21 protein-coding genes, 1 tRNA gene and 1 pseudogene are annotated in these 25,135 nt (G+C 69.5%); 11 read left to right on the forward strand and 12 right to left on the reverse strand.

The window, feature by feature from the left end; translation table 11 throughout:
* Positions 1–10: 10 nt before the first annotated feature.
* A complete protein-coding gene (locus tag ACG00X_RS14325) occupies positions 11–430 on the reverse strand; it encodes a PilZ domain-containing protein (RefSeq protein ID WP_394488868.1) in 420 nt (139 codons plus the stop codon).
* 258 nt (positions 431–688) lie between these two features.
* Here ACG00X_RS14325 and ACG00X_RS14330 point away from each other — a divergent pair, with 258 nt between their 5' ends.
* Positions 689–2,935 (forward strand): putative bifunctional diguanylate cyclase/phosphodiesterase, encoded by a 2,247-nt coding sequence (locus tag ACG00X_RS14330; protein ID WP_394488869.1) that lies wholly within the window; start codon positions 689–691, stop codon positions 2,933–2,935.
* A 21-nt stretch (positions 2,936–2,956) separates the two neighbouring features.
* Here the strand turns inward: ACG00X_RS14330 and ACG00X_RS14335 are convergent, their stop codons facing one another.
* Both ACG00X_RS14335 and ACG00X_RS14340 read right to left on the reverse strand, forming a co-directional pair.
* A complete protein-coding gene (locus ACG00X_RS14335) occupies positions 2,957–3,310 on the reverse strand; it encodes an FKBP-type peptidyl-prolyl cis-trans isomerase (RefSeq protein WP_394488972.1) in 354 nt (117 codons plus the stop codon).
* 24 nt (positions 3,311–3,334) lie between these two features.
* A pseudogene (locus ACG00X_RS14340) lies at positions 3,335–3,679 on the reverse strand (FKBP-type peptidyl-prolyl cis-trans isomerase); the annotation flags it as partial.
* Between the two features lie 133 nt (positions 3,680–3,812).
* Between ACG00X_RS14340 and ACG00X_RS14345 the strand changes: the two are divergent.
* Entirely contained in the window at positions 3,813–4,760 is a 948-nt protein-coding gene (locus ACG00X_RS14345; RefSeq protein ID WP_394488870.1) for a bestrophin family protein, read from the forward strand.
* Between the two features lie 7 nt (positions 4,761–4,767).
* Positions 4,768–5,481 carry a 2-C-methyl-D-erythritol 4-phosphate cytidylyltransferase gene (gene ispD, locus ACG00X_RS14350; RefSeq protein WP_394488871.1) on the forward strand — a complete coding sequence of 238 codons (714 nt, stop codon included), beginning with the start codon at positions 4,768–4,770 and terminating at the stop codon, positions 5,479–5,481.
* On the opposite strand, the gene ACG00X_RS14355 is transcribed toward ispD, so the two are convergent.
* Positions 5,454–7,652 (reverse strand): patatin-like phospholipase family protein, encoded by a 2,199-nt coding sequence (locus ACG00X_RS14355; RefSeq protein WP_394488872.1) that lies wholly within the window; start codon positions 7,650–7,652, stop codon positions 5,454–5,456. The two genes, ispD and ACG00X_RS14355, sit on opposite strands and share 28 nt — an antisense overlap.
* Before the next feature lie 89 nt (positions 7,653–7,741).
* Between ACG00X_RS14355 and ispF the strand changes: the two genes are divergently transcribed.
* The gene (gene ispF / locus ACG00X_RS14360) at positions 7,742–8,245 is read left to right on the forward strand and encodes a 2-C-methyl-D-erythritol 2,4-cyclodiphosphate synthase (RefSeq protein WP_394488873.1); all 504 of its coding nucleotides are present in this window, start codon (positions 7,742–7,744) and stop codon (positions 8,243–8,245) included.
* A gap of 27 nt (positions 8,246–8,272) precedes the next feature.
* Here the strand turns inward: ispF and ACG00X_RS14365 are convergent, their stop codons facing one another.
* Positions 8,273–9,592, reverse strand: a complete 1,320-nt coding sequence (locus ACG00X_RS14365) for an ATP-binding protein (RefSeq protein WP_394488874.1) — start codon at positions 9,590–9,592, stop codon at positions 8,273–8,275.
* A gap of 18 nt (positions 9,593–9,610) precedes the next feature.
* Positions 9,611–10,345, reverse strand: a complete 735-nt coding sequence (gene ompR, locus ACG00X_RS14370; RefSeq protein ID WP_394488875.1) for an osmolarity response regulator transcription factor OmpR — start codon at positions 10,343–10,345, stop codon at positions 9,611–9,613.
* 151 nt (positions 10,346–10,496) lie between these two features.
* Here ompR and ACG00X_RS14375 point away from each other — a divergent pair, with 151 nt between their 5' ends.
* Positions 10,497–11,165, forward strand: coding sequence for an SIMPL domain-containing protein (locus ACG00X_RS14375; protein WP_394488876.1), 669 nt, complete (start codon positions 10,497–10,499; stop codon positions 11,163–11,165).
* A gap of 28 nt (positions 11,166–11,193) precedes the next feature.
* Here ACG00X_RS14375 and ACG00X_RS14380 read toward each other — a convergent pair whose 3' ends face one another.
* A complete protein-coding gene (locus ACG00X_RS14380; protein ID WP_394488877.1) occupies positions 11,194–11,964 on the reverse strand; it encodes a 3-hydroxybutyrate dehydrogenase in 771 nt (256 codons plus the stop codon).
* A 45-nt stretch (positions 11,965–12,009) separates the two neighbouring features.
* Between ACG00X_RS14380 and ACG00X_RS14385 the strand changes: the two genes are divergently transcribed.
* From ACG00X_RS14385 to ppk2, 5 genes are all read left to right on the forward strand, one after another.
* Positions 12,010–12,891, forward strand: a complete 882-nt coding sequence (locus ACG00X_RS14385) for an alpha/beta fold hydrolase (protein WP_394488878.1) — start codon at positions 12,010–12,012, stop codon at positions 12,889–12,891.
* Complete coding sequence (locus ACG00X_RS14390; protein ID WP_394488879.1) at positions 12,888–15,149, forward strand: RelA/SpoT family protein; 2,262 nt, start codon at positions 12,888–12,890, stop codon at positions 15,147–15,149. Before ACG00X_RS14385 ends, ACG00X_RS14390 begins: the two co-directional genes overlap by 4 nt.
* Before the next feature lie 56 nt (positions 15,150–15,205).
* Positions 15,206–15,282, forward strand: a tRNA-Val gene (locus ACG00X_RS14395).
* A 349-nt stretch (positions 15,283–15,631) separates the two neighbouring features.
* Positions 15,632–16,414: an oxygen-binding di-iron domain-containing protein gene (locus tag ACG00X_RS14400; protein ID WP_394488880.1), complete on the forward strand. Its 783-nt coding sequence runs from the start codon at positions 15,632–15,634 to the stop codon at positions 16,412–16,414.
* Between the two features lie 188 nt (positions 16,415–16,602).
* Entirely contained in the window at positions 16,603–17,508 is a 906-nt protein-coding gene (gene ppk2 / locus ACG00X_RS14405; protein ID WP_394488881.1) for a polyphosphate kinase 2, read from the forward strand.
* Between the two features lie 151 nt (positions 17,509–17,659).
* Here the strand turns inward: ppk2 and ACG00X_RS14410 are convergent, their stop codons facing one another.
* The gene (locus ACG00X_RS14410) at positions 17,660–17,932 is read right to left on the reverse strand and encodes a hypothetical protein (RefSeq protein ID WP_394488882.1); all 273 of its coding nucleotides are present in this window, start codon (positions 17,930–17,932) and stop codon (positions 17,660–17,662) included.
* A 251-nt stretch (positions 17,933–18,183) separates the two neighbouring features.
* Between ACG00X_RS14410 and ACG00X_RS14415 the strand changes: the two genes are divergently transcribed.
* On the forward strand, positions 18,184–19,470 hold the full coding sequence (locus ACG00X_RS14415) for a DUF4259 domain-containing protein (protein WP_394488883.1): 1,287 nt from the start codon (positions 18,184–18,186) through the stop codon (positions 19,468–19,470).
* Between the two features lie 44 nt (positions 19,471–19,514).
* Here ACG00X_RS14415 and ACG00X_RS14420 read toward each other — a convergent pair whose 3' ends face one another.
* The 4 genes from ACG00X_RS14420 to ACG00X_RS14435 all read right to left on the reverse strand — a co-directional run bounded on the left by ACG00X_RS14420 (position 19,515) and on the right by ACG00X_RS14435 (position 25,133).
* Positions 19,515–20,150 (reverse strand): L-threonylcarbamoyladenylate synthase, encoded by a 636-nt coding sequence (locus tag ACG00X_RS14420; RefSeq protein WP_394488884.1) that lies wholly within the window; start codon positions 20,148–20,150, stop codon positions 19,515–19,517.
* Positions 20,151–20,231: 81 nt separating this feature from the next.
* Entirely contained in the window at positions 20,232–21,092 is an 861-nt protein-coding gene (locus ACG00X_RS14425; RefSeq protein ID WP_394488885.1) for a 3',5'-nucleoside bisphosphate phosphatase, read from the reverse strand.
* 290 nt (positions 21,093–21,382) lie between these two features.
* A complete protein-coding gene (locus ACG00X_RS14430; RefSeq protein WP_394488886.1) occupies positions 21,383–23,296 on the reverse strand; it encodes a methyl-accepting chemotaxis protein in 1,914 nt (637 codons plus the stop codon).
* 22 nt (positions 23,297–23,318) lie between these two features.
* Positions 23,319–25,133, reverse strand: a complete 1,815-nt coding sequence (locus ACG00X_RS14435) for a bifunctional diguanylate cyclase/phosphodiesterase (protein WP_394488887.1) — start codon at positions 25,131–25,133, stop codon at positions 23,319–23,321.
* Positions 25,134–25,135 lie beyond the last annotated feature (2 nt).

Raw genomic sequence — 25,135 nt, forward strand, 5'->3', positions numbered from 1 at the left:
GCGTTGCCGGTCAGGCCAGGGCCGTCATGCGTTCAACCAGCACGCAACGCACCCATTTCCGAGTGGTGATTTGTGCGGTCTGGTGGCGCAGAAATTCCTCGGCCTCGGAATTTGCCCCTTCGAACTCGAAGCCGCACAGCTGCACGATCTTGCTCAACGGCCGACTCCAGACGCGGCGCACCGAGGCGGTGAAGAGCGGCACCCCGGCATCCTCGCCCAGCAGCAGTCGCAGCTCGTAGTGATCCGCGTCGAGCGCCGGCTCGGCAGCGGCGAGCAGCTGCAGCCCATCTTCGCTGAGGTTGACGACCACGCCACCACGCGCCTCGCTCAGGCTGTCGGGCTTGATGACCCAGACCGGAAGTTGCTCGTGTTCCGCCGGTACCAGGAAAAACTCGACCCGTGGGGAGCGTCGTTGGTCAGTTAGGGACATGATGTACTCCTTTCAGGTTTCACGCGGATGTGCAAACACCACGGAGTGGGCCTGCGGGACATGACTTTGTAGTGAACGGGATGGTTAGGATTCCGCCCTTGGGGGATCGGGACGAAAGATCATGAGTTCATGATGCGTTTTAAAGGCATTTGGGATCGATGGCGAAGGACATTTGAACTCTACGATGACAGCGATGTCGAGTCCTCCCAGATCCGCGCCGAGCACATGCGGCAGCTGGTGCGTCAGACGCCCCTGGTGATGAGTTCCAACCTGATCGGCGGGATGCTGATCTGGTTGTCGATGAGTGAGGTCGCCGGAGCGTTGGGCTTGTTGTGGTTGGCGGCTTTGTTGATGTTGGTGGGTGTCAGTCTGTTCCGTTGGTGGAATGGTCGCGGCCGCCAGCCAGCGGCCGTGTCGGCACGCGCCTTTCGTCTCGCCACATGGCACGCGGCCTCGCTGGGGCTGTGCTGGGGGCTGGCTGCCGCCTGGTGGTTCCCGATGGCGCCGCCCATGGGGCAGTTGCTCATCACGGCGTTGGTGGCCGGATTTCTTGCTGCCGGGGCGTTTGCACTGGCCATGCTGCCCTGGGCCAGCCTGGCCCACACCTGGCTGCTCACGGTCGGGGCGCTGGTGGCGCTTTGGCGCGCGGGCGACGGCCCGCTGCTGGCGTTGCTGCTGATCGGCAATGCCGTCGCGGTGTCGCTGGCGGCGATGGCGCTGTCACGCCAGGCCACGGCGCTGCGGCGCGGGCGCTTGCGGCAGGCGCACGAACAGCAGGTCGCAGCACTGCTGCTGCGGGATTTCGAGGAGAACTCCAGCGATGCGCTCTGGGAAACCGATGCCCATGGGGCGCTGGTGTACCGCTCACCACGGCTGGCCGCGTTGCTGGGCGTGGCGGAGAAGGAACTGGGCGACGTGCGGTTGCCGCGCTGGTTCGCGGCCCGGGCCCAGCAGTCGGGCGCGTTGCTGGCGGCCTGGGCGCTCGGACAGCCTTTCCAGGACCTCAAGCTGCAGTTGGGCCGTGGCGAGGCCGCACGTTGGTGGGCCATCAGTGCCAAGCCCATCCTGGTGGAAGATTTGCCGACCGGGGGGTGGCGAGGCGTCATCGCCGACATCACGGAGGCGCAGCGCTTCGAGAACCAGTTGCGCATGCAGGCCGAGCAGGACAGCCTGACGGGGCTGGCCAACCGCCGTGCGCTGATGAACGCGGCGCAGGCGGCGATGTCGCTGGGCCGGCCGGGGTGGCTGTTGTCCATCGACCTCGACCATTTCAAGGCGATCAACGACGGGTCGGGCCATTCCACGGGCGACGAGGTGCTGCGCGTTATCGCCGGGCGGCTGCTGGCGCTGGCGGAGGAGGGCGACATCGTGGGCCGGCTTGGCGGTGACGAGTTCGCCATGCTGCGTGTCGGTGAATCTCCGGCGCGCCCGCCGCAGGCCATGGCGGCCCTCATCATCGACAAGATCAACCAACCCATCGAGCTTGGCGCCAAGCGGCTGCATGTTGGCGCCAGCGTGGGGCTGGCCCGGCTGGACGCCAGCGTCGCCAACGTCGAGGACCTCATGGTCAATGCCGATCTGGCGCTGTATGACGCCAAGCGCTCCGGGCGCGGGCGCTGCGTCGTCTACGCCAGCCCGCTGGGTGAGGCGAGCCGGCGCATGCACACCGTGGAGCAGGCCCTGCGCGAGGGCCTGGAGCAGCACCAGTTCGAGCTGCATTTCCAGCCCAAGGTCGACGCCGTGAGCCTGCAGGCCATGGGGGTGGAGGCGTTGATGCGCTGGGAGCACCCGGTGCTGGGGTCGGTATCGCCCGGTGAGTTCATTCCAGCTGCCGAGCGCAGCGGTCTGATCCGCGAACTGGGGGCGTTGGCGCTGCAGCAGGCCTGTTTCGCGGCCCGCGAGCTGCCCGGGCTGAGCGTGGCGGTGAACGTGTCGCCGCTGCAACTGATGGAGCCGGGCTTTGTCGAAAGCGTGGAGCGCGTGCTCGTGCGCACCGGCATCGGGCCGTCGCTGCTGCACCTGGAGGTCACGGAGTCGCTGATGCTGGAGGACCCGCAGGCGGCGTTGCGCCGCCTGCATGCCTTGCGTGAGCTGGGGGTGCAGGTGGCGCTGGACGATTTCGGCACCGGCTTCTCGTCGCTGTCCTACCTGCGCGCCTTCCCTTTCCATACCTTGAAGATCGACCGCTCGTTTGTGCGGTCGCTCACCGAGCATGCCGACGCCAGGGCCATCGTGAACACCATCGTGCGCATGGCCGGCGTGCTGGGCATGCGCACGGTCGCCGAGGGCATCGAGACCGAGCGCGAGCTGGCGGTCGTGCGGGCGATCCGCTGCGACGAAGTGCAGGGCTATCTGGTGGCGCGCCCCATGCCGCTGGCCCGCTTGCAGGACTGGCTGGCGGGCCGGCCACTGACCGGCCCGATCGACGACGTGGACTCGCGCATCACGCCGTGGCGCCTGTCACAGTTCTCGCCGCCGACAACGGTGTTCGGCGTCGATTTCTGAGCGGCCAGCGCCGGGCGCCGGTCAAACGGCCAGCAGGTCCACTTCAAACAGCAGCGTCGCATTCGGCGGGATCACGCCGCCGGCGCCGTGCGCGCCGTAGCCGAGCGCCGGGGGCAGCACCAGCATGCGGGTGCCGCCCACCTTCATGCCCTGCACGCCTTCGTCCCAGCCCTGGATGACCTCGCCGCCGCCCAGGCGGAACTTGAACGGCTGGCCGCGGTCCTTGCTGGAATCGAACTTCTTGCCGCGCAGGCCGTCCTTGTAGAGCCAGCCGGTGTAGTGCACCGACACGCGCTGGCCCTTGGCGGCTTCGGCGCCGTCGCCGGTGACGCGGTCCTCGAACTGCAGGCCGCTGGCGGTGGTCTGCAGATTCAGCTCGACCGGCTCCGGGCCACCGGCCAGGCCCAGCAGCTCGACCTCGAAGCACAGCGTCGCGTTCGGCGGGATGACGCCGCCCGCGCCGCGCGCGCCGTAGCCCAGGCCGGCGGGAATGATCAGCGTGCGCTTGCCGCCGATCTTCATGCCCTGCACGCCTTCGTCCCAGCCGCGGATGACCATGCCGGCGCCGAGCTCGAACTCGAACGGGTCACGCCGATCCAGGCTGGAGTCGAACTTGGTGGTCTTGGCGCCATCGACCCACAGCCAACCGGTGTAGTGCACGGTGACGTCGTGGCCGGCCGCGGCCTGCTTGCCGTCGCCTTCGACGGTGTCTTCGTACTGCAGGCCGCTGGGGGTGGTGTTCATGAGGGTCCTTCCAAAGAAAAGCTGATCGCCGATTGTCGCCGTCGCAGCCGCATGGCTGTCTGTCAGCGTGGGTTCAGGGCCTTGGCGGCGTCAGTTGCCCATCGCAGCCGTCGCCACTGGCGACAATGCAGCCATGATCCTGCGTGAGCGACCTTCGGCCCTGCAACTCTTCTTCGTGCTGCGCGGCTCCATCCTGGCCCGCATCCGCGGCGTGCTGCTGGCCAACATCCTGCTGGCTGTGCTCGTGACGGTGGCCCACCGCACGCTGGCCAGCCACAACGCGGTGCTGGTCTCGACCATCCCGTTCACGCTGATGGGCCTGCCGTTGGCCATCTTCCTGGGCTTTCGCAACAGCGCCTGCTACGACCGCTTCTGGGAGGGGCGCAAGCTGTGGGGCGAGTTGGTGCTGCGCTCGCGCAACCTCGCGCGTCAGGTGCTGCACCTGACCGAGCTGCCCGCGCCGGTGGCCGACCCGCGTGACCTGGGTGACGTGCGCGTGCGCATGCTGCTGCGCGCGCAGGCCTTCTGCGTGAGCCTCAAGGAGCTGTTGCGCGACGAGCCGGCAACGCCAGCCTCGCTGGCCGGGCTGGTGCAGCCCGACGAACAGCGCGCGCTGACGACCGTGCGCAACCGCCCGGCGGCGCTGATGATGAGCATGGGCGCCGACCTGGCCCGCTGCCGCCGCGACGGGTTGCTGGACAGCGTGCGCGCGGTGCAGATCGACGACACGCTCAGCGCCATGACCGCGGCCGCCGCCAGCTGCGAACGCATCCGCAACACGCCGCTGCCGTTTTCCTATGCGCTGCTGCTGCACCGCACGGCCTACCTCTATTGCTTCCTGCTGCCCTTCGGCATCGTCGACGCCGTGGGCTGGATGACGCCGCTGGTCGTCGCCATCGTGGCCTACACCTTCTTCGGCCTGGACACGCTGGGCGATGAGATCGAGGAGCCCTTCGGCACGCTGGCCAACGACCTGCCGCTGGAGGCGATCTGCCGCAGCATCGAGATCGACCTGCGCCAGGCGCTGGGCGACCCGGAACTGCCGCAGCCGCTGGCGCCGGTGGACTACCTGCTGCTTTGAGTTGCCGATGAACGAAGAACCCCGCAGCGCGCGCTGCTATGCCCTCGTGCCGGCTGCCGGCATCGGTGAGCGCTCCGGCGCCGGCATGCCCAAGCAATACGTGGAGATCGCCGGCCGGCCCATGCTGGCGCACACGCTGGCCGCGCTGGCGGCCGTGCCGCGCATCGCTGCCACGCTGGTGGTGCTGTCGCCCGCCGATGAGCGCTTCGAGCAGGCGTTGCCCGGCTACGGCGGCTGGGTGGCCCGAGTCGGCGGCGCCAGCCGGGCCGACAGCGTGCTGGGCGGCCTGGCCGAACTGCGCCGCCGTGGCGCCAGGGACGACGACTGGGTGCTGGTGCATGACGCGGCCCGCTGCCTGCTCAAGCCCGCCTGGGTCGACGCGCTGATCGACGCCTGCGAGCACGATGCCGTGGGCGGCCTGCTGGCCCAGCCCATCGCCGACACGCTCAAGGCCGGCGACGCCGACGGCCGCGTCACCGCGACGGTGGACCGCCGCGACAAGTGGGCCGCGCAGACGCCGCAGATGTTCCGCCTCGGCCTGGTCGAGCGCGCGCTTGCCGCCATGGGCGCCGCAGCGACCGACGAGGCCAGCGCCGTGGAAGCGCTGGGCTTCGCGCCACGGCTGGTGCGCGCGTCGATGGCCAACTTCAAGGTCACGTGGCCAGAGGATTTCGAGCTGGCCGCGCGCTGGCTTCACCAGGTCGGGCCCAGCAGCAAATAGGCCGAGGTGTCGCCGCTGCGGGTCGACCCCAGCGCGAGGAAGAAGGGGCCGAACCGCGTGTCCACGCTGAGGAAGCCGCTGGCCGCCTGCTGCCAGCCGCTGCGGGGCAGGTTGGACAGCCGCAGGCCCGCGCCCGGGCCGACGGCACCGGCTTCCAGCGAGAAACCCACGCGCACGGCGCCGCCCAGGCCCACCGGCATCTCGCCGATGCGCCTGGCCATGACGACGCGTGTCAGCACCATGTTCTCGCCCGTCAGCGAGCCGTCCGGCGTGCCGGACAGGCGCAGGTAGCCGCCCAGCGACCGCGTCTGGCCGCGCTCGGCATGCGCGAACTCGCCATACAGCTGGCCGGCCCACTCGCCCACACGGAAGGCCGACAAGCCCAGCAGCGACGCGTTGACGACACCGTCCTCGCCGCGCGGGTGCAGCCATTCCACGCGCGCGGTCGTCCACTGGCCACGGCTCGGGAAGGCCAGCGAGTCCAGCGAGTCGGTGTGCAGTTCGATGTATTGCTGGCCGTAGAGCTGCGAGCGCCGGCTGCCACTGGAAACAGGCAGCACGACTTCGTCGGCGGCGCGCAGCCGGCCGATGCCCACGCGCAGATCGCCCAGGCCCGCGATGCGGTGGCCGAGTTCGAGCTGCGCACTGGTCAGGCTGCTGGACAGGCGCAGCGCGCGCTGGCCTTGATCGAACACGTCGCTCGCGCCGGCGGTGTAGCTGAGCTTGGCGCTGGCGAACCAGCGCGAGCCCGGGCCCAGCGGCTGGTAGAACTCGGTGTTGAGGCCGCGCGACGAGCCGATGCGGGCGACGGTGCGCAGCTCCGCGCCCCAGGCGTTGAGCCAGTTGGCGACATGCATGCCGACGAGCGAGTAGCTGCTGGCGTCGGCAAAGTCGCTGTAGAGCTCCAGCCCCAGCCGCACGCGGCTGGCGGCCCAGTCGGCCTCGGTCAGCTTGAAGGTGACGTCACGCCGGCCGTCGCGGTCGTCGATCTCGGTCTCGATGCGGTCCAGGTCGCCGGTGCCGTCCAGGCGTTCGACGGCCCGCGTGAGCTCGGCGCGGCCCACCGCGTCACCGGGCTGCAGGCCCAGTTCCGCCTGCAAGGCCTGGGCGTTGATGCGCCGCGTACCGCTGATCTTCAGCTCGCCTAGCGGCAGCGCGGGTACCGCAGATTCCGGCAGTCCCAGGCGCAGCGTCTGCACTTGTGCAAAGGCCGTGGGCGAGGCGAGGGTGGCCAGGCGCTCACCGGCTGCCAGCGCGGCGCGGCGGCCGGTGGCCATGGCTTCGTCGGCGCGCGAGAAGTCCATGAAGCCCATGCCGGGCAGGTCGGGGTCGATGACGATGTCCTGCGGCCGCAGCTCCTGCAGCGAGCGCTGCACGTTCTGCTCGGTCAGGATCTGCAGCATCTGGTTGGCCACCATGACGGCGCTGGTGATTTCGCCGTCTTCCAGCAGCGGCGTGCCGACGTTGACGGCGATGACGATGTCCGCGCCGAGCTGGCGGGCCAGGTCCACCGGCAGGTTGCGCACCAGGCCGCCGTCCACGCGGGGCCGGCCGTTCACGCGCAGCGGCGCGAACACGCCGGGCACGGCCATGGAGGCGCGCAGTGCCTCGAACAGCGGGGTGTCGGCCTGGTCCAGCATGGCGCCGGACAGCAGGTCCGTGGCGACCGCGCGGAACGGGATGGGCAGCCGGCGCAGCGGGTCATCCGCGCGCGTGGCGGGCAGCAGCGACGACAGCGTGGCCTCCAGCTGGCCATTGCCGGCTGCACCGCCCGGCAGCATGGCGCCGCGCTGCAGGGTGAAGCCGAACTCGATGCGCGACGGCAGGCGCTCGTCATCCTCGCGGCGGCGGATGGACAGGCGGTCGCGCGCCGGGCGGTCGGCCAGGATGGCGTTCCAGTTCGCGCTTTTCACCAGGGTTTCCAATTCGTCGACGCTGCGGCCCGACGCGTAGGCACCGCCGACGACGGCGCCCATGCTGGTGCCGACGATGAGGTCGATGGGCACCTGCATCTGCTCCAGCACGCGCAGCACGCCGATGTGGGCCAGCCCGCGCGCGCCACCGCCGGACAGCACGAGGCCGATCTTGGGGCGCGGCGGCAGCGATTCAGCGTGGGTGATCTGGCTGAACGCCAGCAGGCACAGCAAGCAGGACAGGGCAACTCGTTTCATGGCGGGCCGCACCATAGCAGTTGTCAATGCGGGCGTGCGGGCTGGCCCGGCCGCGCGACAGCGCGCATGCCGGCGGCGACAATGCCGGCATGAATCCGCTGCCACCTCTTCGCATCGGCGAGGGCTGGGACACCCACCAGCTCGTCACCGGCCGCCCGCTGATCCTCGGCGGCGTCACGATCCCGCACACGCACGGCCTGCTGGGCCATTCCGACGCCGACGCGCTGGCGCACGCGATCACCGATGCCTTGCTCGGTGCCGCTGCACTCGGTGACATCGGCAAGCTGTTTCCAGACACGGCGGCGGAGTTCAAGGGGGCCGACTCCATGGTGCTGCTCGCCGAGGCCTACCGCCGCGTGCATGCGGCGGGCTGGCAGCTCGTGAACCTGGACACCACCATCGTCGCGCAGGCGCCCAAGATGGCGCCGCACATCCCGGCCATGCGCGAGCGCCTGGCGCAGGTGCTCGCGGTGGACGCCGGGCGCATCAACGTGAAGGCCAAGACGGCCGAGAAGATGGGCCCGGTGGGCGAGGGGCGTGCCATCGAGGCACGCGCCGTGTGTCTGCTGGCCGGCCTGTCGACCGCCGCCTGACGGCCAGGCCGGCAGGCTGTTGGCGACTCAGGCGGCCTGCAGGCGCAGCGTGGTCAGCAAGCCGCCGCCGTCGGCGTTGGTGATCGTCAACTGGCCGCCCAGTCGCTGCACCGACTTTTCCACGATGGCCAGGCCCAGCCCGGCGCCACTGGCGGCGGTGCGGGCCGCGTCGCCGCGGTAGAAGGGCGTCGTCAAACGCACGAGGCGGTCGGGTGGCACGCCGGGGCCATGGTCGCGAACGCGCAGTTCCACCCAGGCGCCCTGGCGGACGGCGCTGACGTCCACACGCGCCGGCTCACCCTCGGCATGGCCGTAGCGCCGCGCGTTCTCGAACAGGTTCAGCATCACGCGGCCCAGCTCGGTGTCGTCCACCAAGACCTTCAGCGCGTCACTGACCTGCACGCGGAAGCGGATCTGGTCGGGGTTGCGGAAGCCCTGCACCTCGCGCTCGACGAGCTCGATGAGCTTGATCTCGCGCATCTGCGTGCCATTGGGCCGCGCGTAGTCCATGAACTTGCTGATGATGGCGTCGAGCTGGTCGATGTCGGCCGCCATGAACTGGCGCGCCTGCTCGTCGGCGACGCTCATCTCGGTCTCTAACCGCAGCCGGGCCAGCGGCGTGCGCAGGTCGTGCGAGATACCGGCGAGCATGACGGCGCGGTCTTCCTCCAGCTTGGCGAGCTCGCGTGCCATGCGGTTGAAGCCCATGTTGACCTCGCGGATCTCGCTGGTCATGGTGTTCTCGTCCAGCCGCGAGTCGTACTCGCCGTCGCGGATGCGCCCGGCGGCCTCGGCCAGCTCGCGCAGCGGCTGGTTGATGAGCCGTGCGATCAGCGCGGAGCCGACCATCGTCGCCATGAACGCGATGAGCACCCACAGCCAGTTGCCGGCCAGCGGCACGGCCAGCGGCGTGGGCGTGGTCTTCAGCCAGAAGGCGTCTTCGCCGACGACATAACGCACCCACAGGCCGGTCGAGTCGTTGACGCTGCGCGCGATGATGGTTTCGGGCCCGAGCACCTGGCGCAATTCGTCTGCGAGCTTTTTGGCGAACGCGCTGGTGTCGTAGGGCAGCCATCGATCGTGCGCCTCGGCGACGCGCACCTGCACGGCCTCGCCGCGCGACAGGGACGTGACGACGGCGACCCGGTTGATGGGATCGGTGTGCTCCAGCGTGATGCGGCTGAGCTTGACCAGCCCGGCCAGTTGTTCTGCTGCTTCCAGCGCGCGCGGCTCGGCTTCCAGCAGCTTGAAGGTCTGCTGCCAGGCCAGCACCGCGCCGGCCAGCAGCAACGCCAGCCACGCAAAGGTGCGCCAGAAGAGATTGAGTGCTAGTTGTGGGCGAACCATGCCCCGAAACTCACGGGGTCAAGAGTTTTCGTCGGGCACGAACACGTAGCCCACGCCCCACACGGTCTGGATATAGCGCGGCTGGGCCGGATCGGCTTCCAGCATCTTGCGCAGGCGCGAGATCTGCACGTCCAGGCTGCGGTCGAAGGGCTCGAATTCGCGGCCACGGGCGAGCTGGGCCAGCTTGTCGCGCGACAGCGGCTGGCGCGGGTGGCGCACCAGCGTCTTGAGCATCGAGAACTCGCCCGTCGTCAGCGGCAGTTGCTCGCCGTTCTTCGTCAGGCGGCGCAGCGCCAGGTCGAACTCGAACGGCCCGAACGTGACCGTCATCGGCTCCTTGCTCGGCGCGCCCGGGGCTTCCGGCGGCGGCCGGCGGCGCAGCACGGCGTTGATACGGGCCAGCAGCTCGCGCGGATTGAACGGCTTGGCGAGGTAGTCGTCGGCGCCCACTTCCAGGCCGACGATGCGGTCCACGTCCTCGACCTTGGCCGTCAGCATGATGATGGGCGTCTGGTCGTTCGCGGCACGCAGGCGGCGGCAGATGGTCAGGCCGTCTTCACCGGGCAGCATGAGGTCGAGCACGATCAGGTCGACCGTTTCACGCGTGAGCTGTTTGTTCAACGCACGGCTGTCCTCCGCCAGCAGGACTTCAAAGCCCTCCTGCGTCAGATAGCGGCGCAGCAGGTCGCGGATGCGGGCATCGTCGTCGACGACGAGGATGCGGTTCTGACGAGGGTTGGCGGCGGTGTTCATCCCGGTTCCTGGATTTGTAACAACGGCATTTTGAGCACGATTACGGTCCGGATTTGTAGGACAGCAGGCTAGCGTTACAGATCGTTGCGAACTTCACGGGATAAGCTGGGATTTTTGCCTTGAAAGGACGCCTATGCGTGCAGTTGTCGCCTTGTCCCTTGCCGCTCTGGCCGTTTCGGCGCATGCGGCCGAGCCCCAGGAGCGGCTGAGCCTGTCGGCCAGCGCCAGCGCCGAGGTCACGCGTGATGTGCTGTCCATTGCGTTGTCGACGAGCCGGGATGGCAACGACGCCGCAGCTGTGCAGGCCGGCCTGAAGCAGGCGCTGGACACGGCGCTGGCCGAGGCGCGCAAGGTGGCCAAGCCCGGCCAGGTCGACGTGCAGACCGGCGCCTTCTCGCTGGCGCCCCGCTATGACAGCAAGACCGGCAAGATCAATGGCTGGCAGGGCAGTGCAGAACTGCTCGTCGAAGGCCGCGACGCCGCCGCCATCGCGCAGCTGGCCGGGCGCATCAACACGCTGACGATCGCCCGCGTCGGCTACAGCCTGTCGCGCGAGGCGCGTGAGCGGGCCGAATCCGAGATTTCTGCCCAGGCCATCGCCCGGTATCGCGCCAAGGCGGCTGATTACGCCAAGCAGTTCGGTTATGCCGGCTATGTGGTGGGCGAGGTCAATTTGTCCGGTGACGAGCCGTCGCCGCGGCCCATGCTCCAGGCAATGCGCGTGGGCGGCGGCCTGGCGGCGGCAGAGGCGCTGCCCACCGAGGCCGGCAAGGCCACGGTGAGCGTGAACGTCAGCGGTTCGGTGCTGCTGAAGAACTGACCCTGAGTTCAGTGACTGGGGGCCGTGTTCAGACGGCCGTCCAGCCGCCGTCCATGGCCCAGGCCTGGCCGCGCACGTTGACGGCGGCATCGGAACTCAGGAACACCGCCAGCGCGCCCAACTCATCGGGCGTCGTGAACTGCAGCGACGGCTGCTTTTCAGCCAGCAGCCGTCGCTTGGCCTCGTCGTTGTCGACGCCGTCCTTGGCGGCCAGCGCGTCCACCTGCTTCTGCACCAGCGGGGTCAGCACCCAACCAGGGCAGATGGCATTCACCGTGACGCCGGTGGTGGCCGTCTCCAGCGCGATGCTCTTCGTGAACCCGACGAGACCGTGCTTGGCCGCCACATAGGCCGATTTCTGTGCGGAGGCGACGAGGCCGTGCGTGGACGCGATATTGATGATGCGGCCCCAGTTTTTCTTGAGCATGCCGGGCAGCGCCAGCCGCGTCGTGTGGAAGGCCGACGTGAGGTTGATCGCGATGATCGCGTCCCACTTGTCGACAGGAAAGTCCTGCACCGGGGCGACGTGCTGGATGCCGGCGTTGTTGACGAGGATGTCGATGCCGCCGAACTCGGCATCGGCGTAGGCCACCATCGCCGCGATGTCATCGGGCTTGCTCATGTCGGCCCCGTGATAGCCGACCTTGACGCCCAGCGCCGCCACCTGGGCCTTGGGGCCGTCGGCGTCGCCGAAGCCGTTCAGGATCACGTTGGCGCCGTCGCGCGCCAGCGCCAGGGCGATGCCCAGGCCGATGCCGCTGGTTGAGCCCGTGACGAGGGCGGTCTTGCCTTTCAACATGAGGGGTCCTTGCGGGTTGCTACGATGGTTTCAGAGGATTGAACCATGACCCAGCCTGTATTGCGCTATCTCGACTGTCTGGATGCCACCGGCCTGCACCGGATGGCTTATTGGGAATGGGCCGGGCCTGCCGCAGACGCGCCCGTGCTCGTCTGCGTGCACGGACTGACGCGTCAGGGGCGCGACTTCGACGCGCTCGCGCGCGCGCTGTGCGGCCGCTACCGCGTCGTGTGCCCCGACATCGCCGGTCGCGGCCGTTCTGACTGGCTGCGCCAGCCGGCCGGCTATCAGATCCCCGCGTATGTGTCCGACATGGTTGCCTTGTTGGCGCGGCTGGATGTGCCGCAGGTGGATTGGGTCGGCACGTCCATGGGCGGGCTCATCGGGCTGGGGCTGGCCTCGCTGAAGTCCGGCGAGGATCGGCCCGGGCCCATCCGTCGACTGGTGCTGAACGACGTGGGTCCGGCCATGCGCTTCGAGGCGCTGCAGCGCATCGGCGCCTACCTGGGCAGGGTGCAGCGTTTCGAGTCGCTGGCCCAGGGGGCGGCCTACCTGCGCACCATCTCGGCAGGTTTCGGGCCACATACCGATGCGGAATGGCTGGCGTTGTCCGAGCCGCTGTTCCGCCAGGAGGGTGAGGCGTGGGTGTTGCGCTATGACCCCGCCATCGCGCTGCCGTTTGCCGCCGTGACGCCTGAAGTGGCGGCCGCAGGCGAGGCGGCGCTGTGGGCCGCCTATGACATGCTGACCTGCCCGACGCTGGTGCTGCGCGGCGCCGACAGCGACCTGCTCAGCGCCGAGACCGCGCACGCCATGGCGCAGCGCGGCCCGGCCGCTCGTGTCGTCGAGCTGCCCGGCATCGGCCATGCACCGACCTTGATTCACGACGACCAGATCGCCATCGTGAGGGATTTCCTGAGCTCATGAAGACTGGCTTGATGCCTGACGGCGCGACGGCCGCGCCCATCGTCGCGTTGCTGGACGCCAGCGCCGCGCATTCCCATGCAGAGATCGCGCGGGCCCGCGCGTTTGCGGAGCCGCTGCTGGCGGCCGAGACACTGGACACTGGCGAGAATGCGCTCGACCACGCCGACGGCGTGTCTGCCATCCTGCTGGCCATCGGCGCGGCCCAGGAGCTGCGCGCGGCGGCCTATCTTGTCTACGCGGCAGATTTCCTGACCAAGCCGGAGGAGGTGGTGGCCAAGGCCTTCGGCGACAGTCACGCCAGCCTGGTGACGCACACGCGCAAGCTCGTCCAGATGCAGCGCGCGGCGCGTGCCGCCAAGGTCAGCACCGACCAACGGGCCGAACAGACCGAGCGCGTGCGCAAGATGCTGTTGGCGTTCTCGCGCGACCTGCGCGTGGTGCTGCTGCGCCTGGCTTCGCGCCTGCAGACGCTGCGTTGGTATGCGGCCAGCAAGACCGCCTGCCCGCCGGAGCTGGCGGCGGAGTCTCAGGCCGTGTTCGCGCCGCTGGCCAACCGGCTGGGCATCTGGCAGATCAAGTGGGAACTGGAGGACCTGGCCTTCCGCTTCCGCGAGCCGGACGCCTACAAGGCGCTCGCCAAGGGGCTGCAGGAAAAGCGCGTCGAGCGCGAGCTGCACATCGAGGCGGCGCGCGCAGCGCTTCAGACTGACCTGCAGGCCCAGGGCATCGAGGCCGAGGTGCAGGGGCGGCCCAAGCACCTCTACAGCATCCACAAGAAGATGCAGGGCAAGGCGCTGGCGCTGGATCGCGTGTTCGACCTGCGCGCGTTGCGTGTCATCGTGGCCAGCGTGGCCGACTGTTACGCGGTACTGGCGCGGCTGCACGAGCTCTACACGCCGGTGCCGGGCGAGTTCGACGACTACATCGCCAAGCCCAAGCCCAATGGCTATCAGTCGCTGCACACCGTCGTCGTGGGCCCGGATGGGCGAGTGATGGAGGTGCAGATTCGCACGCGCGACATGCATGAGCACGCCGAGCATGGCGTGGCCGCGCATTGGGCCTACAAGGAGGCGGGTGCGCGTGGCTATGCCGGTGTCAGCGCGGCCGGTGAGTTCGAGGAGCAGGTGGCGCGCGCGCGCAAGGCCGTGCTCAACCAGCTGCTCGCCTGGGAGCGCGACGCCGTGCAGGGCGGCGAGGAGGGCGGGCAGGCGTTCGACGAACGCATCTATGTCTTCACGCCGCAGGCGACCATCGTCGAGCTGACGCCGGGGGCGACGCCGGTGGATTTCGCCTACGCGGTGCACACCGACCTCGGCCATCGCTGCCGGGGCGCGCGTATCGATGGCCAGATGCTGCCGCTCAACACGCCGCTGCGCAGCGGCCAGACGGTGGAGATCGTGGCCGCGCGCGAGGGTGGTCCGTCGCTGGACTGGCTCAACCCGGAGCTCGGCTATTTGCAGAGCCAGCGTTCGCGGGCCAAGGTGCGGGCGTGGTTCAACGCCCTGCAGCAGGCACAGACCATCGCCAAGGGGCGCGAGCTGGTCGAGAAGCTGCTGCAGCGCGAAGGCCGCACGGCGCTCAAGCTCGACGAGCTGGCATCGCGGCTCGGCTTCAAGGGCGCGGATGCCTTGTTCGAGGTGGTCGGCAAGGACGAGTATTCGCTGCGCAACATCGAAGTGCTGCTGCGCCCACCGGAGCCGGAGGCCGACGAGGATGAGTTGCTCGCCCAGAGGCATACCCGCGGCGCTTCGACAGGCGCACGCGGCGGCGTGCTGGTGGTGGGGATCGATTCGCTGCTGACGACTCTGTCGCGCTGCTGCAGGCCAGCACCGCCCGACGCCATCCAGGGCTTCGTCACCCGCGGCAAGGGCGTGGCCATCCACCGCTCGGATTGCAGCAACCTCGCCGAGATGCGGCGGCGCGCCCCCGAGCGCGTCATCGCCGTGACCTGGGGCGGCGGCGAGCCGGGGCCGCAGACGGGCAAGGGCGCGCCCGTCTATCCGGTGGATGTGCTCGTCGAGGCCAGTGATCGGCAAGGCTTGCTGCGCGACGTGCTCGAGATCTTTGCCAAGGAAAAGATGAACGTCGCCGCCGTCAACACGCAATCGCTGCAGGCCGGCGCGGCGCGTCCGCGCACCGGCGGCGGCGACACGGCATGGATGAGCTTCACTTTGGAACTGGCGGATGCGACTCGCCTGACCAAGGTTCTGCGCGATCTCTGCATGGTCGCCGGGGTTCGATCTGCACGTCGTAAGTGAAATTCAAGTGAAATTCGACAAGCCGCCAAAAAGCGTGCTATAGTGCGAAGCTCTTCAGGCGCGTAGCTCAGTTGGTTAGAGCACCACCTTGACATGGTGGGGGTCGTTGGTTCGAATCCAATCGCGCCTACCAAATTTGGTAGGTATCAAGAGCCCGGTACGAATGATTTCGTATCGGGCTTTTTGTTTTCCTGCGCGGCGCGGGAGCGCCTGTCGTTGAGCACTTGATCTTGGCGCTCTGGCTGATCTGACGCGGCGAACAGCGCAGGTGGTGAGCTGTCCTGGGCGTCAGCTGCTGACGTTGCGTCTCGGCTGACCGATCCAGTCGTGGTCAGCGCAAGTGACGGGTGCAGAACGCGCGGTTGAGCCATGGCCGATTCGCGTCGACGGAGTGCAATTCGCTCCGGCCTTGATCTCGGACAACGCCTGCCGCGCGCTGTCGGGCTAGCCTCCGGCCCCAACCCACTCTCCGAGACCGCTGCATGTCTATCGAGTTGTTCCGCCAGGATCGGCACGTCTGTGTCATGTTTGCCCACCTGGGCGATGAAGGCGGGGAGGCGGTGCAGTCCAACCAGTTCCTGCTCGTCAATGGCGACACGGGCGCCATCCTCGACCCCGGCGGCAACATCGCCTACCACCAGCTCTACCTGGGCATGTCGGAGTTCTTCCCGCCACACCGGCTGTCGGCCATCGTGGCTTCACATGCCGACCCCGACATCATTGCCTCGCTGGACCGCTGGATGACGGCGACCGAGGCGCCCGTTTATATCTCGCGCATTTGGGAGCGATTTGCGCCCCACTTCTGCAAGCCCGGCAAGACCGTTGGCCGCGTCATTGGCCTGCCCGATGCCGGCAAGCGGCTGCAACTGGGCCTGGAGAAGGAGCGCTTCGAGCTGTGGGCGCTGCCCGCGCACTTCCTGCACGCCGAGGGCAACTTCCAGTTCTACGACCCGGTCAGCCGCATCCTGTTCTCCGGCGACCTGGGTGCCTCAATGGGCACGAGCCTGAACCCGGAAAAGCCGGTCACGTCGCTGGCAGCGCACATCCCTCGCATGGAAGGCTTCCACCGCCGCTACATGGTCAGCAACAAGGTGCTGCGCCTGTGGGCGGCGATGGTGCGCCAGCTGGATATCAAGATGATCGCGCCGCAGCATGGCGCCCCCATGGTGGGCGCCGCGGTACGCGAGTTCATCGACTGGGCGGAGCAGCTGGAGTGCGGCATCGACCTGTTCGGGGCGGAGAACTACCGTCTGCCGCCGAACTGACGCGCGCTCGCTGCGGGCGGCTGCCTCAGCCCGCATCTCGACGGCCGCTTGGTTGCTGCATGTCGTGCCCGCTGTCGCTGGCGCCGTAAGAACGGCCCGCCAGGCCGGCATGGTTTTGTTGTCACGCCACCGCCATGCCGGCCGGCTAGGCTGAGGCCGGGCCGCAGCTGCGGCCGGGAGGCCTTTCCGTGAGCGATATCGACGACGAGCTGGTGAAGCGCATTCACCGTGACCTGCAGGACGATTACGACGAGGAACTGGAGCTGGAGCTCGAGGACCGGAACTACGGCGAGATGCCCGGCGACGAGCCGGCCGGCGCGCGCAGCGAGCGCCAGCGCTACTTCCGCGAGCTGATCCGGCTGCAGAGCGAGCTCGTGAAGCTGCAGGACTGGGTACAGCACAGCGGCCACAAGGTGGTCATCCTGTTCGAGGGCCGTGATGCGGCGGGCAAGGGCGGTGTCATCAAGCGCATCACGCAGCGGCTGAACCCGCGCGTGTGCCGCGTGGCGGCGCTGCCGGCGCCCAATGACCGCGAGCGCACGCAGTGGTACTTCCAGCGCTATGTGTCGCATCTGCCGGCGGCCGGCGAGATCGTGCTGTTCGATCGCAGCTGGTACAACCGCGCCGGCGTCGAGCGCGTGATGGGCTTCTGCACGGACGAGCAGTACGAGGAGTTCTTCCGCTCGGCCCCGGAGTTCGAGCGCATGCTGGTGCGCTCGGGCATCCAGGTCATCAAGTACTGGTTCTCGATCAGCGACGACGAGCAGCGCGTGCGCTTCCTCGGACGCATCCATGACCCGCTCAAGCAGTGGAAGTTGAGCCCCATGGATCTGGAGTCACGCCGGCGCTGGGAGGCCTACACGACGGCCAAGGAGGTGATGCTGGAGCGCACCCACATCCCGGAGTCGCCGTGGTGGATCGTCAAGGCCGACGACAAGAAGCGGGCGCGGCTGAATTGCATCCATCACCTGCTGGGCCAGATTCCTTACCAGGAGGTGCCGCACGCCGACATCGAGCTGCCGGCGCGCGAGCGGCGCGAGGACTACATCCGCAACCCGGTGCCCGACGACATCGTGGTGCCGGAGGTCTACTGACCCGTGCTGGCGTCGCGCCGGGGCGATGCGGCGGCGTTGCGAATAGGCAGGCAGGCCAAGCCGAGACGTCAGCGCTGACTCTGCAGCGTTGGCGACTCGGCTCGGCGGCGGAGGGAAAGGGCGTCAGACGCATGTCGTGGTGACGCCCGGCTCAGATGCGCTTGGTGGCGGTCTTGGCGGCGGCCAACGTGGACTGGCGCAGCAGCGTGGCTTCGCTGTGGCCGTTGATGACCACGCGCGGCAGCTGGGCGACTTCGCGCACGGCGGTGCCGGTGACGACGACGCGGGGCAGCTGGGCAACTTCGCGGACGGCCTTGCCCGTGATGACGACGCGTTCGAGCTTGACGGTGGGTTGCGGCGCGGCTTGTGCGGCAACGGCAGACAGGGCCAAGGTGACGGCGAAGAGGGTGGTTTGCAGGCTCATGATGGACTCCGTTCGGTGGGTGTCGCGCAGCGGGATTGCTGTGTCGATGGAGTCAGTTTCGTCATCGCGTTGCCTCGCTTCCAGGCGGCTGCGATCAAGCGCGAGCGGCGCTGGATGAACTGCAGGCGTGGCCGATGAAACGCCGGCGCCAGGCCCGCGCGGTCGACGTGAATAAGCCCCCGCAGGCGCTTGCTGGTACTTTCTACACTGCGGCGCGACATCACTTCATGGCCTGACGCCGCTACATCACCATGGGAGCCTGGAGCCCTGACGCCTTTGGCAACGACGACGCGCTGGACTGGGCGCAAGGTCTTGATGAGGTGGACGATCTGTCGCTGATCGAGTCGGCGCTGAGCCCTGTCGTCGACGGGAGAGGTCAGGAGGTGGATGCGTCGCAAGCGAGCGAGGCGCTGGCGGCGCTCGAAGTCGTGGCGCGCTTGCGTGGCCAGGTATCTGAGGCGGCGTTTCCCGACGTGGCGGACGACTGGGTGTCGCGCACGCGGTTGGTGCCGCCCGAGCCGCTGCTGCGGCGTGGCCTGGCGGCGCTGGACCGCATCGAGGGCAGCGACAGCGAACTGCGCGCGCTGTGGGACGAGAGCGACAGCGTGCAGGACTGGCTGGCATCGCTGGCGGATCTGCGCCGCCGCCTGCTGGCGCCGCCGCAACCGCTGGCGCCCGCGCTCGATGAAGTGGGCAGGCGTGTGCGCAGCCTGACCGCTCTCGCCTTTGTCGTGCCGCCGCTGCCCCTGCCGGAGATGCTGCAGGGCCCGATGGCCGAGTTTGCGCGGCCGCAGCTGTTCGCGCGCATTCTGGCCGCCGAGGCACTGGGCGACGTGGCCGCCGTGCGCGACGGCATTGCGCGGCTGCGGCCACTGCTGGGCCCGGTTGCCGACGCCAAGTTGCTGTGGGACCTGGCGGTGCGCGAGGCCAAGACCCGGGCCGCCGAAGGCCAGCTCGACGCCGCGCTGGCCGACCTGCAACCCTGGCGCGACACGGCGGAGTCGCTGGGCCCCGGCACCTTTGACATGCGCTGCCTGGCCGTCTGCCAGGACGGTGGCGACTACGAGCGGGCTGAGCAGTTGCGGGCACGGCTGATCGGTGCCGGGCATGGCGCCGTCATGCAATGGCTGGATTTGGCGTTGCTGCAGGCCCGCAGTGGTTCGGCCGAGACGGCCGCAGCGCTGCTGGAGGCGAACGCCGCCGATTTCGGCAACCCGGCGCTGCTGCCCTGGGTGAACTTCGCGCGTGGCATCCTGGCCGTGCGGGCGCGCGCGGCGGAGGGGCTGGCGCTGCTGACGCCATGGGTCGAGGGGCGTATCGCTCAGGCCCAGTCCGGCCCGGCCGTGTGGCCGTTTCTCGGCATCGGGGTCGGCTGGTGGGCGCTGGCCTTGCATCAGGCCGGGCGCGGTGGTGACGCGCAGGCGGTGCTCGCGGCCATCCGGCCGCTGCTGCTCACGCCGGAGAACGCGCTGCTTGTCGACGCATTGAAGGCGGCGGGGCTGCTGGAGGCGACGGTCCAGGTGCCGGCGTTGCCCTAGCCCGGTGGGCTTGAACGGGCGGCAGCTGGCCGGCCAGGGCCCGCTCAGTCGAGTTGCAAGCCCAGTCGGGTGAGGTCGCCGCGCCCCGGGCGCACCAGCACGGGGTCGTCGCCCTGGCTGAGGTCCAACACCGTGGTGGGCTCGGCCGGGCAGGCGCCCGCGTCCAGCACGAACTGCAGCTGACGGTCCAGCCGCGCGCAGACGTCCGCGGCGTCATTCATGGGCTCGGTGTCGCCCGGCAGGATCAGCGTCGTCGACAGCAGCGGCTCGCCGAACTGCGCCAGCAGCTCCTGCGTGACGCGGTGGTCCGGCACGCGCAGCCCGATGGTTCGGCGGCTTGGGTGAGACAGCCGGCGTGGCACTTCCTTGGTGGCCGGCAGGATGAAGGTGTAGGCGCCCGGCGTGGCCAGCTTCAGCAGCCGGTACTGGCGGTTGTCGACCATGGCATAGGTGGCCAGCTCCGACAGGTCGCGGCACAACAGGGTCAGGTGGTGCTTGTCATCCACGCCGCGCACGCGTCGCAGCGCCTCGGCGGCGGCCTTGTCGTCCAGCCGGCAGACGACGGCGTAGCTGGAGTCCGTCGGGATGGCACCCAGCCCGCCAGCTTGCAGCATCTGCGCGGCCTGGCGCAGGAAGCGCGGCTGCGGGTTGTCGGGGTGGACTTCGAAGAGCTGGGCCATGGGCAGGGTGGGGGAGCGTCACTGCGAGCGTAAACCGGCGGGCGGCGGGGAGCCGTCATCTCGGCGCAGGAACAATTTCCCTCAATGGATGCGTTCGGCCAGTGCCGCCCAGACGGGCGTCAGCCGGCTGGCCAATGGCGGCAGCGTGCCGAGGTCGATACGGCTCTCGTCGGGGCTGTGGAAGTCGGACCCGCGCGAGGCCAGCAGGTCGAATTCGATGGCCGTGTCTGCGTACTGCTGGAACTCGGCCGGCGTGTGGCTGCCCGTCACCACCTCGATGCCGCGCCCGCCATGGGCGATGAACTCGGTGATCAGCGCGTACTCCTCGGTCGGCGTGAAGTCGTAGCGCCCCGGGTGGGCGATGACGGCGATGCCGCCAGCGCGCGTGATCCAGCCGACGGCATCTTTCAGCGCGGCCCATTTGTGCGGCACGAAGCCGGGTTTGCCTTCGGTCAGGAAGCGGCGGAACACTTCGGGGACATCGGCGCAATGGCCGGCGTCGACGAGAAAGCGCGCGAAATGGGTGCGCGAGATCAGGTCGGGGTTGGCGACGTAGTTCAGCGCACCCTCGAAGGCGCCGGGGATGCCCGCGGCAGCCAGGCTGGCCGCCATCTCACGGGCGCGCGGCTCGCGGCCGCCTCGCGTGGCCTTGAGGCCGGCGATGATCTCGGGCGCCTCATGGTCGAAGCCCAGGCCGACGATATGCACGACGCGGCCGGCGAAGCTCACCGAGATTTCGGTGCCGGTGAGGTAGGGCAGGCCGATGGCCTTGGCGGCCGCGATGGCGCGGGCCTGACCGCCGATCTCGTCATGGTCCGTCAGCGACCACAGCTGCACGCCGCCCGCCTTGGCCCGCGCCGCCAGCGCCTCGGGCGTCAGCGTGCCGTCCGAGACGACGGAGTGGCAGTGCAGGTCGGCGTTGAGGCTGGCATCGAGGTTCACCGCCCGATTCTCGCAGGCGGTGGGAGCCTGCACGCGCGGCAAGGTTGCCGGCGCGGGGCTATGTTCGGTGGTGATGCGAAACCGGCCCGTCACCAGGCACGGCGCCAGGACCGTGCGCGGTCATTCGGGATCGACGCAGAACGAGGGCGATGGACCGGCGATGCAACCCCCTGTGGCGCGAACAGCGACCGGAGGTGGAACCGGGGCCTCTCGATACCTCGATCTCGGAATGCGAGCCACGGGTGGGCGACTGCCTTCGTGAAGCGCCATGACGCCTTCGCGCTGCGGCCTCACAACCTGAACGCGTTCACCGCTTCATCCATGACCTGTGCCCGGCCGCTCAGGCTGGTGGTGGAGGCGACGGCTTCTTCCACCAGTGCGGCGTTCTGTTGCGTCATCGCGTCGATGGCCTGCACCGCGTCGCCGACCTCGGTGGCCTGGCGGGCTTCGGTGCGGGTCTGCTCGGCCATGGCGCGGATGAGGCCGCTCATCTGCTGCACCTTGGCGTGAATGGCGCGCACGGCGCTGCCGGCCTCGGCGGCTTGCGCGGCGCCCATGTCCACGCGTTCGGTGGATTGGTGGATCAGGGACTTGATCTCGCGCGCCGCCGTGGCGCTGCGCTGCGCCAGCTGGCGCACCTCTGTGGCCACCACGGCAAAGCCGCGGCCCTGCTCACCGGCGCGCGCTGCCTCGACGGCTGCATTGAGCGCGAGGATGTTGGTCTGGAAGGCAATGCCGTCGATGAGGCCGGTGATGTCGGCAATGCGCCGGCTGGCGTCGGCGATGCCTTGCATCGTGCTCATCACGTCGGCGACGACGTCGCCGCCGCGCGAGGCGGCATCGGCCGCGGTGCCGGCCAGGCTTTCGGCATCCACGGCGGCGCGGCTGCTGTGTTGCACGGCGGTGGTCAGCAGCATCACGTGCGAGGCCGTCTGCTGCAGGCGTGCGGCGGCTTGCTCGGTGCGCTGGGCGAGGTCGTCGTTGCCGGCGGCGATCTCGTGCGCCGCGCTGCGGATGCCGCTGGCGTCGGCCTGGATGCGCTCGACGAGACCGCGCAGCCGTCGTTGCATATGGCCCAGGGCCGTCAGCACGCGGCCCAGTTCGTCGCTGCGGCCAGCGGGTACGGGCTGGCTGAGGTCGCCGGCGGCGATGCGTTCGGTGGCCTCCACCATCTGCCGCACGGGTTGCAGCAGCTGGCGGATCGCGCGGGTCATCAGCAGCAGCATGGCGGCCAGCGCCAGCGGCAGGCCCAGCATGAGGGCGTTGCGGCGCTGGGCGGCGCGCGTGGCGCGGCCGGCCAGCTCGGTGTCGAGCGTCTGCATGACCTGGTCGCTCAGCCGGGCCTGCAGGCCGCCCGCCTCGGTCAGGTGGGTCACGAGCTGCTCCAGCGGATAGTTCACATCTCGCGCGGCGGCGTCCAGCGTCTTGTCGACCTGTTGGCGCTGGGCCTGCAGGCTTTGCAGCAGTGGCGCCAGGTGTTGCTCTCGTTCGGCGCCGCCGGCCTGCAGCGCCAGGCGCAGGCGCTGCTGCATGAACGCCACCTGCTGGCCGTAGCGCGTGTGCGCCGCGGACATGCGCGCCAGGTCGTCGACGGCGGCCGCGCTGGCCAGTGCGGCGAGTTCGGCCAACGCGTCCTGCACGCGTGGCGCGGCCTGCAGGCCGGCCTCGATGGCGAAGTGCGACGCGGGTTCGGCGTCCAGCAGCAGGCCGGTGGCGGCATTGAGCTCGGCCAGGGCCTCGAAGGCGGCGTCGGCCAGCGCGGCCTGCGCGTCCAGCAGCTTGGGCACGTCCAGCGGGCCGTCGGCGATGGCGCGGGCCAGCTGGGCCTGCTGGGCCAGCAAGCGGGCCGTGCGCTCGCGCTGGGCCGCCGTGAGAGCGGCGGGCAGGCGTTCATCGGCCAGGGCGTCGTCGAGCACTTTCAGAGCGGCCTGCACGGCGGCTGCGGCGGTGACGGCCAGCGGTCGGCGGTCCGGCTGGGTGGACAGCGCCTCGGCCGCCAGGCGGCGCTGCGCCTGCAGCCGCGCGAGCACGGTCTGCCAGGCGCGGTTGGCCGGCAGTGCGGCGTGCTGGAGCGCCGCGGTGTCGAGCTGGGCGGCGTAGCTGCGCAGCAGCAGCGCGCCGGGCAAGGAACCCAGCAGCAGGGCCAGGCAGGCGATGAGGACGAGCCGCGTTCGCAGGCTCCAGGCAGCGGGGGAGAAGGTCATGGGGCGACGCAGGCGAGGAAGGTCAGGCGACGAGCAGCGCGCGTTGCGGCGTGCGGCGGTCGATGAAGTAGCGGCTGCCGCCGGCGCGGCCCTTGGCCACGCGCTTGGGCTCGGCGAGCGCGGCGCTCAGCGCGCGGGCACCGTCGAAGTGGCCGGGCAGGTGCAGCACGGCGCCGGCCGAGAACGTGGGCAGCGGGTGGAAGCTGGGCTGGTTCTGCCGGTTCAGCGTCACGTAGCCGCCGGCAGCCAGGTGCTCGGCGGAGAAGAAGCTGCGCACGCCGGCGTCGAAGGCTTCACAGATGCGGGTGAGCCGCGCCTCCCAGTCGGCGCTGGTCAGTGCCATGACGAAGTCGTCACCGCCGATGTGGCCGACGAAGTCCAGCTGCGGGTCGGCGGCCTGGGTCAGCACGCGGGCCGCGAGGCGGATGATGTCGTCGCCGATGCGGTAGCCGTAGACGTCGTTGAGGGGCTTGAAGTGGTCGATGTCCCAGACGACGGCCGCGAAGGTCTCGCCGGCCTCGATGAGGCGGTCCAGGTGGTTGTCGATGGGCACGTTGCCCGGCAGCAGCGTCAGCGGGTTGGCGTAGCGCGCCGCGTGCACCTGCAGGTCGGACACGGCCTTGAGCAGGTCGGAGCTGCGGCCCGAGCCGAAATAGGCGCCCTCGCGGGTGACGATGAAGCCGTCGACGAGCAGCCGCTCATCGAGGTTGGCCAGGCCGTCACTCATGGCGCGCAGCGGCGTGGCGACATCGAAGACCAGCGGGTGGGCGTCCATCAGCGCCACGCAGCTGCGCTTGTCGAAGATGTCCATGAAGTAGCGCTCGGTGCTGCGCTTGAGCACGTGCAGCGAGCGCAGCACGCCGATGGGGCGTTGCTGGTCGTCGAGCACGGGGATGGCGAGCAACTGCTCGTCGCGGTGGAAGAGGTCCACAATGGCGCGGCAGTTCATCGCCGGTGTGACGGTCAGGCCGCGGCGGGCGAGCTGGGCCGCGCTCGTGATGGCGCCCTGGTCGAGCGGCAGCGCCAGGTCGTTCTGCAGCAGCCGGGGCAGTGCATCGGCCGCCAGGCGCCCGCTCCACTGCGCGCCCAGCGACGCACGGGGCGTGGCGCTGGGCCGGGCGAACAGGTAGCCCTGGCAGATGGACAGGCCCAGGCGGCGCAGCACGTCGAGGTCGGGCTCCTGCTCCAGCCCTTCGGCCACGACTTCGCAGCCGCTGGTGGCCGCCATCTCGACGATGCTGCGTACGAACTGCTGCTTCAGCGGCTCCTGGGCGATGCCGTCGATGAAGTGGCGGTCGATCTTGACGAAGTCGGGCCGCATCTCCATCCAGCGGCGCAGCGAGGCGAAGCCTTCGCCGAGGTCGTCCAGTGCGACGCGAAAGCCGTGCTCCCGCAGCGCCTGCAGTGCGTCGTCCAGCTGGGCGAGGTCATCCACCGGGCGGGTTTCGGTCAGCTCGATGACGACGCGTGATGTCGTCAGGCCCAGCGCGGCCAGTTCCGCCGCCAGCTCGGCGGCATGTTGGCGTGCACCGAGCAGCGTGTCTGCGGTGACATTCAGGAAGAGCTGGCCCGGCAGGCCCAGCTGCCTGAAGCGCTGGATGGCCCGCCGCACGATGAGGTGTTCCAACTCGACAAGGCGCCCCAGCCGGGCGGCCGCGTCGAACAGCACCAGCGGTGAGTGCAACGGCCCGTTGGCCGGGCCACGCGTCAGCGCCTCGAAGCCGTAGATCTCGGCCCGGTCGATGGCCACCAGGGGCTGGAAATGCAGGTCGAAGCTGCGGTGCTGGATCAGCGCGTCAAGCGCGGCGGCAAGGGGATCGGGCGCTGGCGCGCGCATGG

This window comes from Pelomonas nitida (assembly GCF_043555975.1).
Classification (GTDB): Bacteria; Pseudomonadota; Gammaproteobacteria; order Burkholderiales; family Burkholderiaceae_C; genus Pelomonas; species Pelomonas nitida.

Excerpts from the sequence above, each read along its gene's own strand:
- ompR (WP_394488875.1), bottom strand. The coding sequence starts at position 10,345 with ATGAACACCGCCGCCAACCCTCGTCAGAACCGCATCCTCGTCGTCGAC.
- ACG00X_RS14385 (WP_394488878.1), top strand. The coding sequence starts at position 12,010 with ATGACCCAGCCTGTATTGCGCTATCTCGACTGTCTGGATGCCACCGGC.
- ACG00X_RS14380 (WP_394488877.1), bottom strand. The coding sequence starts at position 11,964 with ATGTTGAAAGGCAAGACCGCCCTCGTCACGGGCTCAACCAGCGGCATC.
- ACG00X_RS14435 (WP_394488887.1), bottom strand. The coding sequence starts at position 25,133 with ATGCGCGCGCCAGCGCCCGATCCCCTTGCCGCCGCGCTTGACGCGCTG.
- ACG00X_RS14345 (WP_394488870.1), top strand. The coding sequence starts at position 3,813 with ATGATCCTGCGTGAGCGACCTTCGGCCCTGCAACTCTTCTTCGTGCTG.
- ACG00X_RS14365 (WP_394488874.1), bottom strand. The coding sequence starts at position 9,592 with ATGGTTCGCCCACAACTAGCACTCAATCTCTTCTGGCGCACCTTTGCG.
- ACG00X_RS14390 (WP_394488879.1), top strand. The coding sequence starts at position 12,888 with ATGAAGACTGGCTTGATGCCTGACGGCGCGACGGCCGCGCCCATCGTC.
- ACG00X_RS14410 (WP_394488882.1), bottom strand. The coding sequence starts at position 17,932 with ATGAGCCTGCAAACCACCCTCTTCGCCGTCACCTTGGCCCTGTCTGCC.
- ACG00X_RS14400 (WP_394488880.1), top strand. The coding sequence starts at position 15,632 with ATGTCTATCGAGTTGTTCCGCCAGGATCGGCACGTCTGTGTCATGTTT.
- ACG00X_RS14430 (WP_394488886.1), bottom strand. The coding sequence starts at position 23,296 with ATGACCTTCTCCCCCGCTGCCTGGAGCCTGCGAACGCGGCTCGTCCTC.
- ACG00X_RS14355 (WP_394488872.1), bottom strand. The coding sequence starts at position 7,652 with ATGAAACGAGTTGCCCTGTCCTGCTTGCTGTGCCTGCTGGCGTTCAGC.
- ACG00X_RS14325 (WP_394488868.1), bottom strand. The coding sequence starts at position 430 with ATGTCCCTAACTGACCAACGACGCTCCCCACGGGTCGAGTTTTTCCTG.
- ACG00X_RS14415 (WP_394488883.1), top strand. The coding sequence starts at position 18,184 with ATGGGAGCCTGGAGCCCTGACGCCTTTGGCAACGACGACGCGCTGGAC.
- ACG00X_RS14420 (WP_394488884.1), bottom strand. The coding sequence starts at position 20,150 with ATGGCCCAGCTCTTCGAAGTCCACCCCGACAACCCGCAGCCGCGCTTC.
- ispF (WP_394488873.1), top strand. The coding sequence starts at position 7,742 with ATGAATCCGCTGCCACCTCTTCGCATCGGCGAGGGCTGGGACACCCAC.
- ispD (WP_394488871.1), top strand. The coding sequence starts at position 4,768 with ATGAACGAAGAACCCCGCAGCGCGCGCTGCTATGCCCTCGTGCCGGCT.
- ACG00X_RS14330 (WP_394488869.1), top strand. The coding sequence starts at position 689 with ATGAGTTCCAACCTGATCGGCGGGATGCTGATCTGGTTGTCGATGAGT.